Here is a 14886-nt window from a genome sequence, read left to right as displayed (position 1 = left end):
TGGAGAGGTATAAGGTGGGGCGGTCTGTACATCATATTGTGGACGAAAGCGCCGTGAGAGGCTAGTCTCGTGGCATGGTCATGTAATTCGTGAGACTCATGTTTGATTTTCTTCTTTGTTTTCAGTGATAGCTCGGTAAGATTATCTTTAGGATGATAAAGTTATTTTTGAGATGATAACTTTAACTGTGAGACTGTCTGTTTTGTGGATAACTTCGAACTTTGGCGGATGAAGCAAGTGACAAAGCACTGAAGAGGGCCGAGGTGCTTAGGCCGCGCTTGTCGTCGCTTGCTCAGGGTCAAAGTGTCGGGGACACCATTGAGGCTGCGGCGGCACAGTTGGGTGTTTCGAGGAGCACAGCCTAGCGCATACTGGGTCGGTTGCGTGAGAACGATGGCCGCGCCATCCGTCCTTTCCATCTGTCTTTGCCTGGACCAGTGTGTGCGTCCGAAGTCCATCCGGACTCCGAGTTCGCTGGAGAAATTGTATTGGCCGACGGCCGGGATTTTCGCAGTGACGCCTTCCGATCGACCTGTGCGGAATGGGGTATCTCGATCAAGTACCGTCCGCCTGGCCACCGCTTGCTAATGATATCTTCACGAACCCGTCGTGCGATGTCCTCATCCGCCATGTTGATCCGAATATGAACTCCGATGTCAGCAAGTTCGATTGCGGTCAGCAACTGCCAGCTTGAATAGAAATCCTGGACATTATCACTGTCATGAAGGTTCGGCTGAGCATCGCTTGAAACACGGACTCGGCGCTCTCTATGCGGCACAATCGTCTGTTGCTCTGGGCGTTTCAGAAATTCCAACCATTCAGGCTTTGGTGCGTCAAAGGGATGAGTGTCGCCCCTCAGACTTCTCATCCCCGCATCTTGCAGAGCATTCCAGAGGTCTGCCGCTGCGTCCATGCGGGGGCCATCGGGTTCGACCGGATCCTGTAGTTCTGGCACTTCTCTTCTACGGGTTTCCTGCCAGATCCGTCGTGCAACGGGATCTGGCCAGTGAAGGCGCATGCGTGGTCGAAGAGGTCTCAGTTCCTCGAGGCTTTCGAGTAGTGAAGGACCAGCGGACTCTCCACGAAATGCTTTCAGCTTTCCCAGATCGGATGCAAATGACGACGCTCTTATGTACCGGCCGACAGTTATGCGCGCTCTGTAGTCTATGCCAGTTTGCCTCATTGGTGACTGTCACTCTTGAGCAGGAAGATTCGTTGCAATCTATATGCAACGCATACCTCGAAAGGCTGACTTATTGATTGATTTCAAGATGATAATCGTTTCACTCACGAGACATCAGTTGTGAGAAACATCAACCGCCGTAATCGTTTCAAAATACCTGAAACGAAAACTTGATTCGGCGGAAAACATATCTATAACAGCGTGATAATCGCTTCACCCATGTGGAAAATCGTTTCATGGCTCTCTCAGATCAAGACATCCTTGATTTCGTTGCCCAAAACCCGGGTTCCGGGCGCGATGCGATCCGCAAAGGTGTAGCAAGGGACGTAAGTGAAACGACCGTTTGGCGCGCGCTCAAGAGGCTCGTTGACGGAGGTCGCCTTGAGGTATCTGGCAAAGGAAGGGCGACGGGCTATCAAGTTGCCGGCTCGGCGGTCGTGCGCGCCCATCTTTCCGAACCGTACAACCGGCGCCCGCCAATTGGCTATAAGCCAGAGTTCTTGGACGCCTACATACCTGACAAGACCTGGTACTTGTCACAGGTTGACCGAGATCGAATGCTAGAGGCGGGACGGCCTCAAGGCGGTGCAATGTCAGCCGGCACGTACGCGCGGCGCATCCTTGAGCAGCTCTTGGTCGATCTTAGTTGGGCATCCTCGCGGATGGAGGGCAACACTTACGACATTCTGCAAACGGAGCGGCTCATCCGGTTTGGCGAGGAAGCGGAAGGCAAGGATCGCAAGGAAGCTTTGATGATCCTGAACCACAAAGAGGCCATCCAATATGTCGTGGATAACCTGGAAGAAGTCAGTCTCCGCCGCCCCGACCTCTTTGCAATCCATACGCTTTTATCCGATGGCCTCTTGGCTGATCCGGCGATGTCCGGACGTTTACGGGCCATGCCTGTCGGGATTTCGCATTCGAGCTACAGGCCACTTGATGAAGCTGTAACCATCGAAGAAGAGTTTGACATCCTCCTTCAGAAAGCAGCGCAGATCACAGATCCTTTCGAACAGTCATTCTTTTTGCTTGTGCATATCCCCTATTTGCAAGGATTTGCGGACATCAATAAGCGAACGTCCCGCGTGGCATCCAACATTCCCCTGTTGAAGTCCGACCTCGCGCCCATGTCGTTTACAACGATGGATGACCGGGACTATATTGATGGATTGATCGGCATCTATGAGTTGAACAACGTGTCCCTCTTTCGGGAAGTGTACATCGATGCCTACCTTGCCTCCGTGGAGAAGTACCGGGTCCTCAGAGCAGAGGTAGAAAGCCCGCACAAAGCGGCGATTGCATACAGAGGCTTTGTCCGTGCTGCAGTCAGACGAAGCGTTCTTGAGTTCAAGGGTTTTAAATACGATGACGTCATGATCATGGCGGCGGAGGCTGGTGTGCCCGAGGCTGATCAAGAAAGCGTGGTCGCATATGTGGCTGAGCAGCTCGCGGGTTTACATGAAGGCAATGTTATTCGCTATCGCCTCAAACCGGACGATCTCACAGGTGTGACACTAGCCTGATCTGCCTTCCACTACGTCAATTCGGTCGAACGCGTCCGGTATACGTGACGAAACGCGCGGCTTGCCGATGCGAGACTGGCTGGGTTCGCCAAGCCTTGAACGTCAGACAGCTTTGGCTTTCGGGGCAAAGATAGCGGTCATTGTCGGGATCCCAGGTGTAGTCGGATCGCGACCATGTTCCATCCTGTCGCGCAGATTTATCGACAACGGGAATGAATGGCAGAATTTGTCGATCCAGCGCGAGCTAGGCAAGGTTCTTTGCAGAGCCGTAGGCAGTGTCGGCAGCAACCCAGTTTGGTTTCAGCCTGAAGCGTTCGTTGGTGCGGTCAATCATGCGTCGGGATGTGCCGACTTCAGCGGTCTTGACGGAACTGCTGGCCTCGACATCGACAAAGCGTTTTATTATACAAAAAACATACACACGATGAACGCCTGGCCGGACACTGCGGAAATTTACACCCAAACCTCAAATCTAGCATTGCCATTCAGCGACGATGCGCTGCCGGTGCAGGAATCAGACAGTAAGAATATGCTCGCCAATGCACTTCTCCGACTATATCAGCCAAGACGCTTCGATGCAGTGGTCGACCTTGTCCGCGATCCAAGAAACGGTCACACACGCATCATGCTTCTTGAGCCTTTGCTTCGCGTGCGCAATCGTCGTGCGGGTGCAATGGAAATACTGAAAGAACTCATGGCAGACCCAATACTTGAGACTGAACTATCTGAACGCGGTGTGGGTTAGGGCCGGTTGGCCGGACGCTTATGGATTGACGCGCGACCTACGCAATCGAAACACCGGGCGCCGCCGTCTGCTGACAAATCTCCCGCTTCTCGCCATCAGACCGCGTTCGACGCTTCCGCCGCTTGCCCATAAAACCTCCTCTTGGTGTCCAATTATTCTAGTGGACACTTAGCGCACCCCGCACCGCCCCATTAGGTCGGGTTCAACGGACACTCACTTCTTAAACATAGGGACGGACCACTCAAGTGGGGGGGCTCAATGGCGGTTGTAGAACTCAATCCATTTTCTGACACCGGCCATCGCCTCTGATCCGGTTTCCCAGGCATGCAAATGGACGCATTTATATTTCAAGGATCGCCAGAGCCCCTCCACGAAAATGTTGTCAAGGACGCGGCCCCTGCCGTCCATCGAGATGCGCATGCCGGATCCGCACAGCCGGTCAGTCCACTTCCATTGATGGACCATCGTTGGATGGATCTCAAACCGACTGGCCAGTTCGTTGACCGTCTGCTCGCCTTTCAGTGCTTCCAACGCCACCTTGGCCTTGAGTTCTGGATGGCGTTGCTCCCGTTTCGACACTCCCGATCTCCTTCAGGTTGAAGATCAGCAGACAACAAATCGCAGCTTACGTCAGTGTCCGAAGGACGGGACGAATTCAGTGCCAAGCGACACCAAACGCCCCCGTCCGTATCCCACAGCGCAATTCGGCTGCCGTCGGCCTTGAGGGCGTTTGGCTACGGCAAGCCCGATGCCCTGCACTTCGCCAGTGATCACAGCGAGGTGTTCTGAGGCGATTACCCCAAGGCTGCTATGATGGCGTCCGTTCCAGTGACCGTGGCCACGTTCTGCATGGCGAAATTGATCGACGCGCGGTGCCAGTCGTCGTTCATGGTGGAACAGGCATCCTCGGGCACGATCATGTGAAATCCTTTATCGGCTCCGGTCCGGGCCGTGTGCTCGACGCTCATGTTGGTCCAGGAACCTGCGTTGATGATCGTATCCCGCCCGCCATGGTGCAGGTAACTTTCCAGCCGTGATGTTTCCCATGCACTCATCGACATTTTCTCGACCACCAGATCGCCCTGCTGCGGTTCCAGACCAGCGGCGGGTGCCACGCCCCAGGTGCCGCGCACCAGCGCGTTCTCGCCTTTCAGGCCACGCATCAGTTCGGCGTGCTGTGCGAGGTAGGGATGCCCCGGCTCGCAGACCATCCAGACATGGATCACCATCACCCCCCTGGCGCGGGCCGCAGCCGCCAGACGCGCGGCATTGGCCACCACGTTCTGGCTGCGGGCGTGATCGGGGCTGCCGGTTGCGGCAAAGGCGCCGCCATCGATCATCACATCGTTCTGCAAATCCTGCAGGATAAGGGCGCAGCGCGCAGGCTCGATCCGGTCGATCCGGTCCCGCAGTTGCAGCTCCTCGGTCTGGACCGCGGGAGCAGCGGGTGCAGGGGCTGAGGTGGCCGCATGCGGGGTCATGAATTTTTCGGCCTTGCCATGGGTTCCGGTGCGGACTGAATAGACGGAAGTTTCGGCGCAGATGTAGAGCGTACCCCAGTCGCGGTCACCCCAATGCAGGTTGGCCGCCATCTCCGGCAGCAGGATCTCGCCCAGCTTCATCCCGTGGAAATCATAGACCCAGATGCCCCCCGGCGCAGTGACGAAGATGTTGCCGTCGCAGTCCGCCTTCATGCCATCCGGCACACCGGCGCGCAGTTCTTCACGGATGCCGCTGGCGAAGATACGCGCGTTGGTCAGCATTCCCTCGTCGGGCAGATCGAACATCCGGATATTGGCCTGATCGGTGTCGTTGACCCAGATGAAGCGCTCGCAGGGCGACAGGCACAGCCCGTTGGGTTGGTTGAACATGTAACGGTCCGAAACCAGCACCGGCTCGGCGCCCGGTTGATGTCCGGGCGGCAGCATATAGACCCCCTGAAACCCCATCTGCGTGGGGCGGGGCACGCCAAAATGTTCCAGCCGCCCGTAGGTGGGGTCGGTGAAGAAAATCGCGCCGTCGCGGCGCATGACGATGTCATTGGGCGAGTTCAGCTCTCGCCCCTCGTAATGGGTGGCCAGCACCTCGCGAGTCCCGTCACGGAGCTGCCGCACCACCGAAGAGGTCGCATGTTCGCAGACCAGCAGGTTCAGATCGGCATCATAGGTCATGCCGTTGCCCTTGTTTGAGGGCCGCGCAATTTCGCGCACCCCCTGCCCCGGCACATATTGCCGCCGCACATCGCCGGGCATATCCGAAAAGATCAACGATTGCGCCACCGGATGCCACAGCGGGCCTTCGGTAAAAATATAGCCAGTGCCGATCTGGCGCACCGGTTCATGGGGTTCGACCAGCTTGTTAAAGCGGTCATCCAGCGCTTTATGGGCCATGCGTTCGGTCCTTTTTCCAGTGGTGAAGGGTGGGACCATCGGCGCCGAAGATCGGGTCAGTCGCAGGCCGGGTGACGGCGGCGATCCGGGTCTGAGCGACCTCAAGGGGCATGCCGCCCGCCTCGTTGATCACCCGGTCGGTCTGATCCGCCGAGCCTGTTACCGCCCTCCGGATCAGCGGAACCGGCGGCGCGGGATTGTTCGGGGTACCGCCGTCCGACACCGAAAACATCAAGGCATCCACACGGGCTGCGCTGCGGCTGCGGGCAAGCTGTGCCGTCTGGGGCATGCGCCGGGCGGAGGCATCGGCCTGGCTCACATCGGGAACCAGTCGCGCTTGGGCAAGGTTTCGGTCAGCGGTCCGGGCACCTGCATGCCCAAGCGCCCGACCACATGTGCGTGCTCGATCCTGGCCGGCTTGTCGTGGATCGGCAGCAGGAAGGTGTAGTTCTGCAACAGCTTCTTGATGGCACCCTTCTCTTCACGCTTGGTCTGGCTGTGATTGCCTGTCGTGCGTGGTTCCATCCAATTGTTGGTCATCACGTGGTTCACAATCTGGTCGTTGAAATCATAGATCACGTCGCCGCAGATACAGGCCAGCCCCTCGGTGGTTTCCACGATCACATTCATCGACCCTTCGGTATGCGCACCGGCGGCCTCGCACCACACGCCGGGGATGATCTCCTCGGCACCGGTGATGTCGAGATCAAGGAACCGCATCGCTTCGGGCTCGTAGATGCGATCCACCAGATGCTTGATGTCGGGTTTGGGATATTGCGGGTACATGATGCCCGAGACCGAAAACTCCATCTCGCGCCGGTTAATGCAAACGGTCGTATTCATCGGGAACAGGTCGTCCTTGCCCGCGTGGTCGATATGCAGATGGGTATGCAGAATATAGCGGATATCGCCCAGTTTCAGCCCGTGTTTGGCCAATTGGTTTTCGATCATGTTGTCGTGGAACTGCAGCCCGCGCATGCCCAGAGATTCCATGATGGCGTTGTCGCGGTATCCGGTATCCACCAGCACCGGATAGGCGCCCCCGGTGATCAGAAAGCCATAGACCGGCACCCGCCGGGTGCGGCCGCATTCGTGACCGAGCACCAGAAACGATGTTTCTAGCTCGATATCGCCATAGTCCAGAACGTGAATTTGAAGAGCCATCAGGTCAATTCTCCCCTTGCTTTAAGTGTCCAGGCGGTAGACCCGGGCTGCGGTTTTGTTGAAAACATGATCGTGCTGTGCCTTGGGCACCGCGGCGAGATGGGCCGCGAAGAGATCAGCGTAGCCTGTCCAGAGTTTTTCGATCGGATAGTTGGAGCCGTAAAGGCAACGCTCGGGCCCGAAGAGTTTCAGCGCGGTCTTAGCCTGATCGGCGATATGCGCCGGCTCGTTGCGGTGAATGAAGGTGCCCAGACCGGAAAGTTTGCAGACCACGTTCTCACACTCCGCCAGCGCTGCCATGCCCTTGCGCCAGAGCGCCCGGCCCGTTTTGCTGGTATCCTCCAGCATGCCCGCGTGCTGCAGCACAAAGGTCACCTCCGGACAGGCCCTGGCCAGTTTCACCGCGCCTGGCATCTGCCCGGCAAAAACTTGTAGATCGAAACTGAACCCGTGTTTGGCAAGCTGTGCCACGTTCTCCTGCACCCGTGGATCCTCGCAAAGATCGGCATGCGGCGCGAAACGGTAAAGCGGGTTCTCATGCCAGTGGAACTGGTGCCGGATGCCCGCAACGCCGGGGATGTCTCCCAGTTGCGCCAGCGTTGCGGAACAATTGCGGCTGGTCATATCGGCAAAGGCCACAATGGCCATGGGCCAGCCCGCCCGCGCGCTTTGTGCTGCCACCCAGCGCGCCTCGTCCAGCGCCCAGTTGGGCGCCCAGTTCGCCTGTACATAGACTGACGCGGTGATCCCGGTGCCGCGGATGTCGTCCAGGTATTCCTCGATCAGATAGTCGCGCTTGATCGGGGCATAGGGCCCAAAAATACGCGGCTGCTCCGGGCCCAGGAGCCAGGGCAGATCAGCTTGCCGCCAGATGTGGTGATGCGCATCGATCATGCGGCCCTCGCAATATTCAGGATATGGGTGCAGATGGCGTCGGTACTCGCCCCGCTGGAAAGATGATCAAGCCACGGCAGGACGCCCTGCAATGCCGCGGTTTCGGGCCGAAAGGCCGGGCCTTCGGCCAGCGGCGTCAGCCAGTGCAATCGCCAGGCGAGGCGGGAGAGCCTTGCGGTTGCCTCGATCATCTGCACAGGATCGCCGCGTTCCAACCCGTCCGACAACACAATCACCAGTGCCCCGCGCGCCAGACCCGCGTATCGCGGCACTGCGAGAAAAGCCGACAGCGCCTCGCCCAGCCGCGTGCCTCCGTCGAGATCGGCCACCGCCTCCGACACACGCCGCAGCGCTGCACCCCGGTCAGCCAGATGCAGCGGCCCAGTGACGCGGGTGAGCCTCGTGCCAAGAGTAAAGACCTCGGCCCGCTGGGCCGCCTGCACCAGAACATGCGCAAACGCCAGCAGTTCGTCGGAGCGGTCCTTCATCGAACCCGAGACATCGATCAGGCAGACGATCCGCCGCTGCCGCCGTTTCCGCGCGCTGCGGGGCAGCTCGAAAATGTCCCCGTCGGTGCGCGCGGCCAGCCGCAGCATGCGCCTCAGATCGATCCGATCGCCGTGCCGGTTGGGCCTACGGCGGTAGGACAGCCGCTCGGGCAAGCGTTCCGACGCCTCGCGGGCAAAACTCTCCAGTGCGGCTTGCGGATGCATGATGACGGGTCGGCTGGTCAGGCGCTCCACACCCGTGGCCTCTTCGCCCGCCGGCTCGTCGACCTCCTCTATCTCCACCTCCGCGCTTTCATCGGTGGGCTCGATGGCGTCGGTCTCGCTCTCGTCCTCGGTTTGCGCGTCCGCGGCGATGATCTGGCCCTCAAAGATCGCCGCGAAGATGGCATCGAATTCCCCGCGCCTCTCGGGCGGGATCGCAAAGAGCGCCAAAGCCGCCTGCCGCACATCGCCAATACCGCGCGGACCCAGAGCGCCCACAGCGGCAATGAACCCCTGCGTCTGATCCGGCGAGACTGCGACCCCCGCCTGCCGCAGCGCCACGGACAGCGCAAAGAAGGGTTGCAGGACGCGCGCACTCATGCCGCTTCCCCCGGCAGCAATTCGGGCAGGCGCGCACCCAGATAGCTCAGATCATCCTGATCCTTCAGCGCCACACCGATCGCGCGTCGGAACGCATCCGGCCAACTGGCTCCTTGAGCATTGAGCAGCGTCGCAGCCTCGGCCCATTCCACCGTTTCGGCCACGCCTGGTGGTTTGGCCAGCGGTTCGGCGCGCATCAACCCCACAGAAGCGACCACCGCCCGCGCAGTGGCCTGCGCGACGGAAGAGGCGCGCATCAACACGATATCCGCTTCAAGCTGCGGATCGGGATAGTCGATCCAGTGGTAGACGCAACGCCGCCGTAACGCTTCGTGCAGGTCGCGGGTGCGGTTCGAGGTCAGGACCACCACCGGCGGCCTGCTGGCCCGCTCGGTACCCGTCTCGGGGATCGAGATCGTGAAATCCGACAGGAACTCCAGCAGGAAGGCTTCGAATTCCTGATCCGCGCGGTCAATCTCGTCAATCAGCAGCAACGACGTGGCCGGGTTGCGCAAGGCCGCCAGCAAGGGACGCTCCAGCAGGTAGTCCGGTCCGTAAAGGTTGATCTCCGCTTGCCCGTCGGCCTGCCGCAGGGCCAGCATCTGGCGCGGATAGTTCCACTCATAGAGCGCGGCTGCGGCATCGATACCCTCGTAGCATTGCAGCCGGATCAACTGCCGCGCCAGCACGCCCGCCATCGCCTTTGCCGCTTCGGTCTTGCCAACGCCCGGCGCACCTTCGAGCAGCAGTGGCTTGGACAGGGCCAATGAAAGATAAGCCGCGGTGGATAGCTCCGGCGAGGCCACATATTGCGCATCCCGCAAAGCGGTGCCGAGCGCCTCGGGGCTGCTGACCCCGGCGATATCGGGCGTGACCGACACCTACTGCGTACCCGGCCGCCGCGGCCCCGGCTTCGCGCCACCCTGGGCCTGCAGGCCGCGCAAGATCTTTTCCGGCGTGATCGGCAGCTTGTCGACGCGCACGCCCACCGCATTGTAGACCGCATTCGCCACCGCCGGCAGCACCGGGTTGGCGCACATCTCGCCGGGGCCCTTGCCGCCATAGGGTGCATCCGCCGCAGGCCGTTCCAGCACCGCGATGTCATGCGGCACGATCTCGCCGGGTCCTGGCATCAGATAGGTGTTGAAATCCTCCGGCCCGTGGGCGCGGTCGGGATAATAGGGCTCGGTGGTCTCGTATAGCGCATGGCTCACGCCCATCCATGCCCCACCGATTAGCTGCTGTTCCACCAGCTTGGGGTTCAGCGCCCGGCCCACCTCATAGGCGGAGTTGATCTTGTCCACCGTCACCTCACCGGTCTCGTCATCCACCGTCAGATCAACGATCAGGGCGGCATGGGCGTAGGTGGTCACCGGGCTCATCTCGCCAGTGTCGGGATCCACACCGGAGGGCTCGATCAGGAAAATGCCGCGCCCCGAAAGTGTGCGGCCCTGTTTGAATTGCGCGGCGATAGCCGTCTCCGCCACGGTAATCTTGCGCTGCGGCGCGCCCTTGACATGGATATTGCCTTGCCCGTCGGTATCGAGGTCGGTGGCGTTGACCTCCAGTTCCTCGGCCGCCGCTTCCATCATCTGCGCGCGCGCTTCCGAGGAAGCACGGATCACCGCATTGCCGACCCGGTGGGTGCCGCGCGAGGCAAAGGAGCCCATGTCATGCGGCCCGGTGTCGCTGTCGGCAGTGTCCACATAGACGTCCTCCATCGGCACGCCCAAAGCTTCCGCCGCGATCTGCCGGGTGACGGATTTCATCCCCTGGCCCAGATCGATGGCGCTGAGCGTCACCATGAACTTACCGTCCGGTGTCGAATGGACGAGCGCTTGGGCCGGGTCGCCGCCAAGGTTCATGCCGATGGGGTAGTTGATGGCGGCAAAGCCGCGTCCTGCATATCTGGTCATCAGCGCCGCCTCGATCCGGAGAGGAACTGCGACACCCCGGGCCGTCTGACGCCCCGGTCAAAGGGTTTGGGCGGCGATGGCGGCGCAGATGGCGGCACCGGTGGCGTCGGCTGGGCCGCGGCGGGGGGCGTTGGCGTCGCAGCGGCAGGTCGGGCCGGTGGCGATGGTGCGACGGGAGACGCGGCAACCGGAGCGGCGGCGGCAGGCGCGGATGTTGCCCCAGGGATGGCATGGCCAATCCGCTCGGCCAGAATCTCCATGTCGGGGCGCTGGACCGACACTGCCTCCATGGTGCGGCCATGGGTGCCGGCGACCAGACGTTTGGTGCCAGGTGCTGGCGCCGTGGAGGCCACACGCCCTTCCTTGCGCGCGCCGACGCGCCCTTCTTCATCAAGCGCAGTTTCGGGAATGGCCGCGCGCTGCGCATCGCTGCCTGCCAGTGAACTGGCTGCCTTATCCTGCGCAGAGAGCGTCCAGCCCGCCTTGTCGGCAGCAACCTGACAACATTCCACCAGAGCGCAGTTCTTGGCCACCCGACGGTGTGCCTTCATATCGCCGTCGCGATAACTGTTGAGGATCCGCAGCGAGATCGGGTCGAGCCCCGTCGCCTCCGCGACCCGGTCCATGTGGCATTCGATGGCGAAATCCACACCGGTGATGCCGAAGCCGCGCATTGCGGTCGCAGGCGTGCGGTTGGTGAACACGCAGAACACGTTCGAGGCCACATTCGGGATCGTGTAGGGCCCGGGCAGATGACCGGTACCCTTGTGGCCCGCGTAAGAGCTGAGCCGCGTATAGGCGCCCGCGTCGAAAAAGCCGGTGAATTCACGCGCGATGATCCTACCGTCGGCCATCACGCCGTCCTTGATGCGCCAGCGCTCGGCACCGCGAGGAGCGCCGACCTGCATCTCTTCCGGGCGGTCCCACTGGAACTTGACCGGCCGCCCAGTCAGCACAGCACCCAGAACCGCCATCGGTTCGGTGATGCTGTCGACCTTACCACCAAAACCGCCGCCCACCGTGCCACCGATGAAATGCAGCCGCGAGGATGGCAGGTCCAGCAACTTGGCGGTGGTGCCGAGCGAAAAGAACAACGCCTGCGTGCCGGTATGGCAGACGAAGCGGTCGGCGGTTTCCGGCGCGGCGATAGCACCGCAAGTCTCGATGGGTGCCTGCTCGATAGGCGACATCTCGTATTCCGCCTCGATCAGGTGATCGGCCTGCGCGAAGGCCGCCGTCACATCGCCGAAGCGCAGCTTGACGTGATCGTAGGGTTCATAGGTGAAACTGTTATCGGAATAGGCCGGGTTGACCGAGGGTGCGCCAGGGGCGATGGCCTCTTCCGGGTCGAGCACATGGGGCAGGACTTCCCAGTCCACGCGCACCGCGGCACAGGCGGCACGGGCGATGGCTTCGGTCTCGGCGATGATCGCCAGCACCGGCTCGCCGCGATAACGCACAATCGGGTCCGAGAGCAGCTGTTCATCGTCCTCGCCAAAGCCGATCAGGCTGAGCAGCGTGTTGATGTTGTGCGGCACATCTGAGGGGCGCACGACCCGGCGCACACCCGGCAATGCCTCTGCGGCAGAGGCATCGACTGAGCGTACCCGCGCGTGATGATGCGGCGAGCGCACACAGCGCATGTGCAGCAAACCGTCGAAGAGGTGATCGTCGTAATAGGCGGTACGCCCGGTGACATGGCCTTCGATATCCTGCCGGGTGTGCGGCTTGCCGATCTCGTTCAGATCGTCGCGGCGCTCATCTGCGAAAAGGTCCTTGCGGAATTCAACGCTCATGCCGCCCTCCCCTGCATGCGGGCCGCTGCCGTCAGGATCGCATCTACGATGGGCCCATACCCGGTGCAGCGGCACAGATTGCCGCTGATCGCCTCGATCACTTCCTCCCGGGTGGGGCGCGGGTTCTCGGCCAGAAGCGCCTTGGCGACCATCAGCATGCCACCTGTGCAAAACCCGCATTGCGCGGCGAAACCTTCCATGAAGGCCGTTTGCAGCGGGTGCAACTCCGGCCCGGCCGCCAGCCCGCCGGTGGTTTCCACCCGTCGACTTGCGGCGGCTTCAGCCAGTGTCAGGCAGCTCAGATGCGGCGCCCCGTCGATCAGCACGGTGCAGGCCCCGCAGGTGCCCTGACCGCAGCCGAACTTGGGCGACAGATCCCCGGCTCCGCGCCGCAGCGCCTCGAGCAGGTTCTGACCCTCCTCGACGAAAACCCCCGTCTCGGCATCGTTGAGGGTGAAGGACATGGGCTTTTTCGGCATCAGCTTTCTCCCAGAAGGCAGCGGCGTAGGTAAATGGGTGCAACCTGGGCACGGTACCAGGCTGAGGCCAGCGCATCGTCAGCGGGGGAGAGATCCTCAAGGCAGGCGGCACATGCGGGTCCGACGCCGTCCGTATCCAGGCGCACGCCCTGCAGGGCAACCTCTGCCGCGCGGGCGCGCAACGGGGTCGGCCCCATGGCACCAAAGGCAATGCGGGCGCTGCTGGCGGAACTTCCGGTGCCGTCCAGACGCGCGGCAATCGACATCACCGACACGCCTTTGGGCCGGGTGCGGCTCACCTTGCGAAACCTCAACTGCTCGGGCCGGGTGCGGACCACGGAAACGGTGGCCAGAATGCCCTGTGCACTGACGCGACCGCGCAGGAAATCCTCAAGCTCTTCACGCCGCCCGTCGGCCCAGACCACCTGCGCGCCAGCGGCGAGCAACCCGACCGTGAAATCGCCGTAAGGGTGCGGCGCAAAGAGATTGCCGCCCACCGTAGCCATATTGCGCAGCGCAGGCCCGCCGATAGCGCGGGCGACGGGCGCGAAGGCGGCAAGATCGGGGTGATCCATCACTTGCCGCATGGTCACGCCGGCGCCGATCTCGATCCGGTCACCGCTGGCCGAGACCCGCGACAGGCCGGGGTCGGTGATCCGGATCAGGCCGGGCACGGTGTGCGGCGCCTCATTGACCTGCCGCATCAGCAGCGTACCGCCCCCCATGATCGCGCCCTGCGCAGCACTAGCCTCGGCGAGGCTGGCGAATGTCTGAACCGTCGTCATGCGACCTCCAGTCCCATTTCCGCACGGATCGCGTCGAACCCCGCCTGATAGATATCTTCGCACACCAATTTGCGCAGGTCGTCCTCCTGCCCGGCCGGGGTGTCGAACTTGCTTTCCCACTCCCAGAAGGTCCAGTCGCCGTCGGTGACCGGGCTCAGGCGCACATGTGCAACGTAGTTCAACAGCGGCACCGGCGTGTCGAACAGACAGTAGGAAAAGGCGGTCTCCATGTCGCTGAGCGTCAGCAACCGTTCGCGCAACTCACTGCCATCACCCAGACGGAACCGGCGCACGCAGCCAACCTGATCGCTGCCATGGCCGTGTTCGATCTGGCTGCTGGCAATCGCCGGGTGCCACTGATCATGGCCATTGAAATCGCGCAGCATATCCCAGGTCGCCTCTATGGGCGCCTCCAGAACCGTACTGCAATACACCTTGACCACCGCTGCCGGTCCTTATCTGAAGTTCATATCGGCGGGATCGAAGGTCGTGACCTGCACGTACATCAGCCCGTCACGCGTCACATAGGCATCCGCGCCCTTATAGGGCTCCGCCAACCAGTCCGCCTCCACCCGCCAAGAAACATTCACCGTGTCGCCCACCGTCTTGACCTTCTCCGCGATAAAGGTCGCCCCCAGGAAACCAGCCTCGGCCCTTTCCGTGCAGAAGCCCTTGAAGACCTCTCCGACCGCCGGGCGCCCCTCGACCCAGGCGCCATTCGGCAGGATGATCAGCACCTCTTCGGGGTATTGCGCCATCAACCTGTCCCAGTCACACGCGTTCAGCGCGTCGATATGTTCGAAGGTCACCATCTCCGCATTGGGCTGCAGCGTGTAAGACGGCATGGCCGTGGCATTGTCCTCGGCATGGGCCATACCGGCATAGAGGATGGTGGTGAGGGTCACGAGATGTTTCATCAT

General features: G+C 61.4%; 14 protein-coding genes and 1 pseudogene. 2 read left to right on the top strand and 13 right to left on the bottom strand.

The window, feature by feature from the left end:
* Positions 1 to 1404: 1404 nt before the first annotated feature.
* Positions 1405 to 2706 carry a Fic family protein gene (locus Q1A75_RS19525; RefSeq protein ID WP_299549114.1) on the top strand — a complete coding sequence of 434 codons (1302 nt, stop codon included), beginning with the start codon at positions 1405 to 1407 and terminating at the stop codon, positions 2704 to 2706.
* 67 nt (positions 2707 to 2773) lie between these two features.
* On the top strand, positions 2774 to 3451 hold the full coding sequence (locus tag Q1A75_RS19520) for a hypothetical protein (protein ID WP_299593367.1): 678 nt from the start codon (positions 2774 to 2776) through the stop codon (positions 3449 to 3451).
* A 264-nt stretch (positions 3452 to 3715) separates the two neighbouring features.
* On the opposite strand, the pseudogene Q1A75_RS19515 reads toward Q1A75_RS19520, so the two are convergent.
* The 13 genes and pseudogenes from Q1A75_RS19515 to Q1A75_RS19455 all read right to left on the bottom strand — a co-directional run.
* A pseudogene (locus Q1A75_RS19515) lies at positions 3716 to 3877 on the bottom strand (integrase core domain-containing protein); the annotation flags it as partial.
* Between the two features lie 368 nt (positions 3878 to 4245).
* Positions 4246 to 5841, bottom strand: a complete 1596-nt coding sequence (locus Q1A75_RS19510; protein WP_299549108.1) for an isochorismatase family protein — start codon at positions 5839 to 5841, stop codon at positions 4246 to 4248.
* Entirely contained in the window at positions 5831 to 6130 is a 300-nt protein-coding gene (locus Q1A75_RS19505; protein ID WP_299549105.1) for a hypothetical protein, read from the bottom strand. Before Q1A75_RS19505 ends, Q1A75_RS19510 begins: the two co-directional genes overlap by 11 nt.
* Positions 6131 to 6156: 26 nt before the next feature.
* Positions 6157 to 7005 (bottom strand): N-acyl homoserine lactonase family protein, encoded by an 849-nt coding sequence (locus Q1A75_RS19500; protein ID WP_299549102.1) that lies wholly within the window; start codon positions 7003 to 7005, stop codon positions 6157 to 6159.
* Positions 7006 to 7026: 21 nt separating this feature from the next.
* On the bottom strand, positions 7027 to 7899 hold the full coding sequence (locus Q1A75_RS19495; RefSeq protein ID WP_299549100.1) for an amidohydrolase family protein: 873 nt from the start codon (positions 7897 to 7899) through the stop codon (positions 7027 to 7029).
* A complete protein-coding gene (locus Q1A75_RS19490; protein ID WP_299549099.1) occupies positions 7896 to 8990 on the bottom strand; it encodes a VWA domain-containing protein in 1095 nt (364 codons plus the stop codon). Before Q1A75_RS19490 ends, Q1A75_RS19495 begins: the two co-directional genes overlap by 4 nt.
* Complete coding sequence (locus Q1A75_RS19485) at positions 8987 to 9871, bottom strand: MoxR family ATPase (RefSeq protein WP_299549096.1); 885 nt, start codon at positions 9869 to 9871, stop codon at positions 8987 to 8989. Before Q1A75_RS19485 ends, Q1A75_RS19490 begins: the two co-directional genes overlap by 4 nt.
* Positions 9872 to 10906, bottom strand: a complete 1035-nt coding sequence (locus Q1A75_RS19480; RefSeq protein ID WP_299549093.1) for a molybdopterin cofactor-binding domain-containing protein — start codon at positions 10904 to 10906, stop codon at positions 9872 to 9874. It abuts the gene before it with no gap.
* Positions 10906 to 12702 carry a molybdopterin cofactor-binding domain-containing protein gene (locus Q1A75_RS19475; RefSeq protein WP_299549090.1) on the bottom strand — a complete coding sequence of 599 codons (1797 nt, stop codon included), beginning with the start codon at positions 12700 to 12702 and terminating at the stop codon, positions 10906 to 10908. The genes Q1A75_RS19480 and Q1A75_RS19475 overlap by 1 nt, the downstream gene beginning before the upstream one ends.
* A complete protein-coding gene (locus Q1A75_RS19470; RefSeq protein WP_299549088.1) occupies positions 12699 to 13181 on the bottom strand; it encodes a (2Fe-2S)-binding protein in 483 nt (160 codons plus the stop codon). Before Q1A75_RS19470 ends, Q1A75_RS19475 begins: the two co-directional genes overlap by 4 nt.
* Complete coding sequence (locus Q1A75_RS19465; RefSeq protein WP_299549085.1) at positions 13181 to 13966, bottom strand: FAD binding domain-containing protein; 786 nt, start codon at positions 13964 to 13966, stop codon at positions 13181 to 13183. Before Q1A75_RS19465 ends, Q1A75_RS19470 begins: the two co-directional genes overlap by 1 nt.
* The gene (locus Q1A75_RS19460) at positions 13963 to 14409 is read right to left on the bottom strand and encodes an SRPBCC family protein (RefSeq protein WP_299549082.1); all 447 of its coding nucleotides are present in this window, start codon (positions 14407 to 14409) and stop codon (positions 13963 to 13965) included. Before Q1A75_RS19460 ends, Q1A75_RS19465 begins: the two co-directional genes overlap by 4 nt.
* Positions 14410 to 14421: 12 nt before the next feature.
* Complete coding sequence (locus tag Q1A75_RS19455) at positions 14422 to 14883, bottom strand: nuclear transport factor 2 family protein (protein ID WP_299549079.1); 462 nt, start codon at positions 14881 to 14883, stop codon at positions 14422 to 14424.
* Positions 14884 to 14886: the final 3 nt, after the last annotated feature.

The sequence above is a fragment of the uncultured Tateyamaria sp. genome (genome assembly GCF_947504105.1).
GTDB lineage: Bacteria > Pseudomonadota > Alphaproteobacteria > Rhodobacterales > Rhodobacteraceae > Tateyamaria.
The sequence above is the reverse complement of the archived record's forward strand: the minus strand, read 5'-3'. Positions and strand labels throughout refer to the sequence as shown.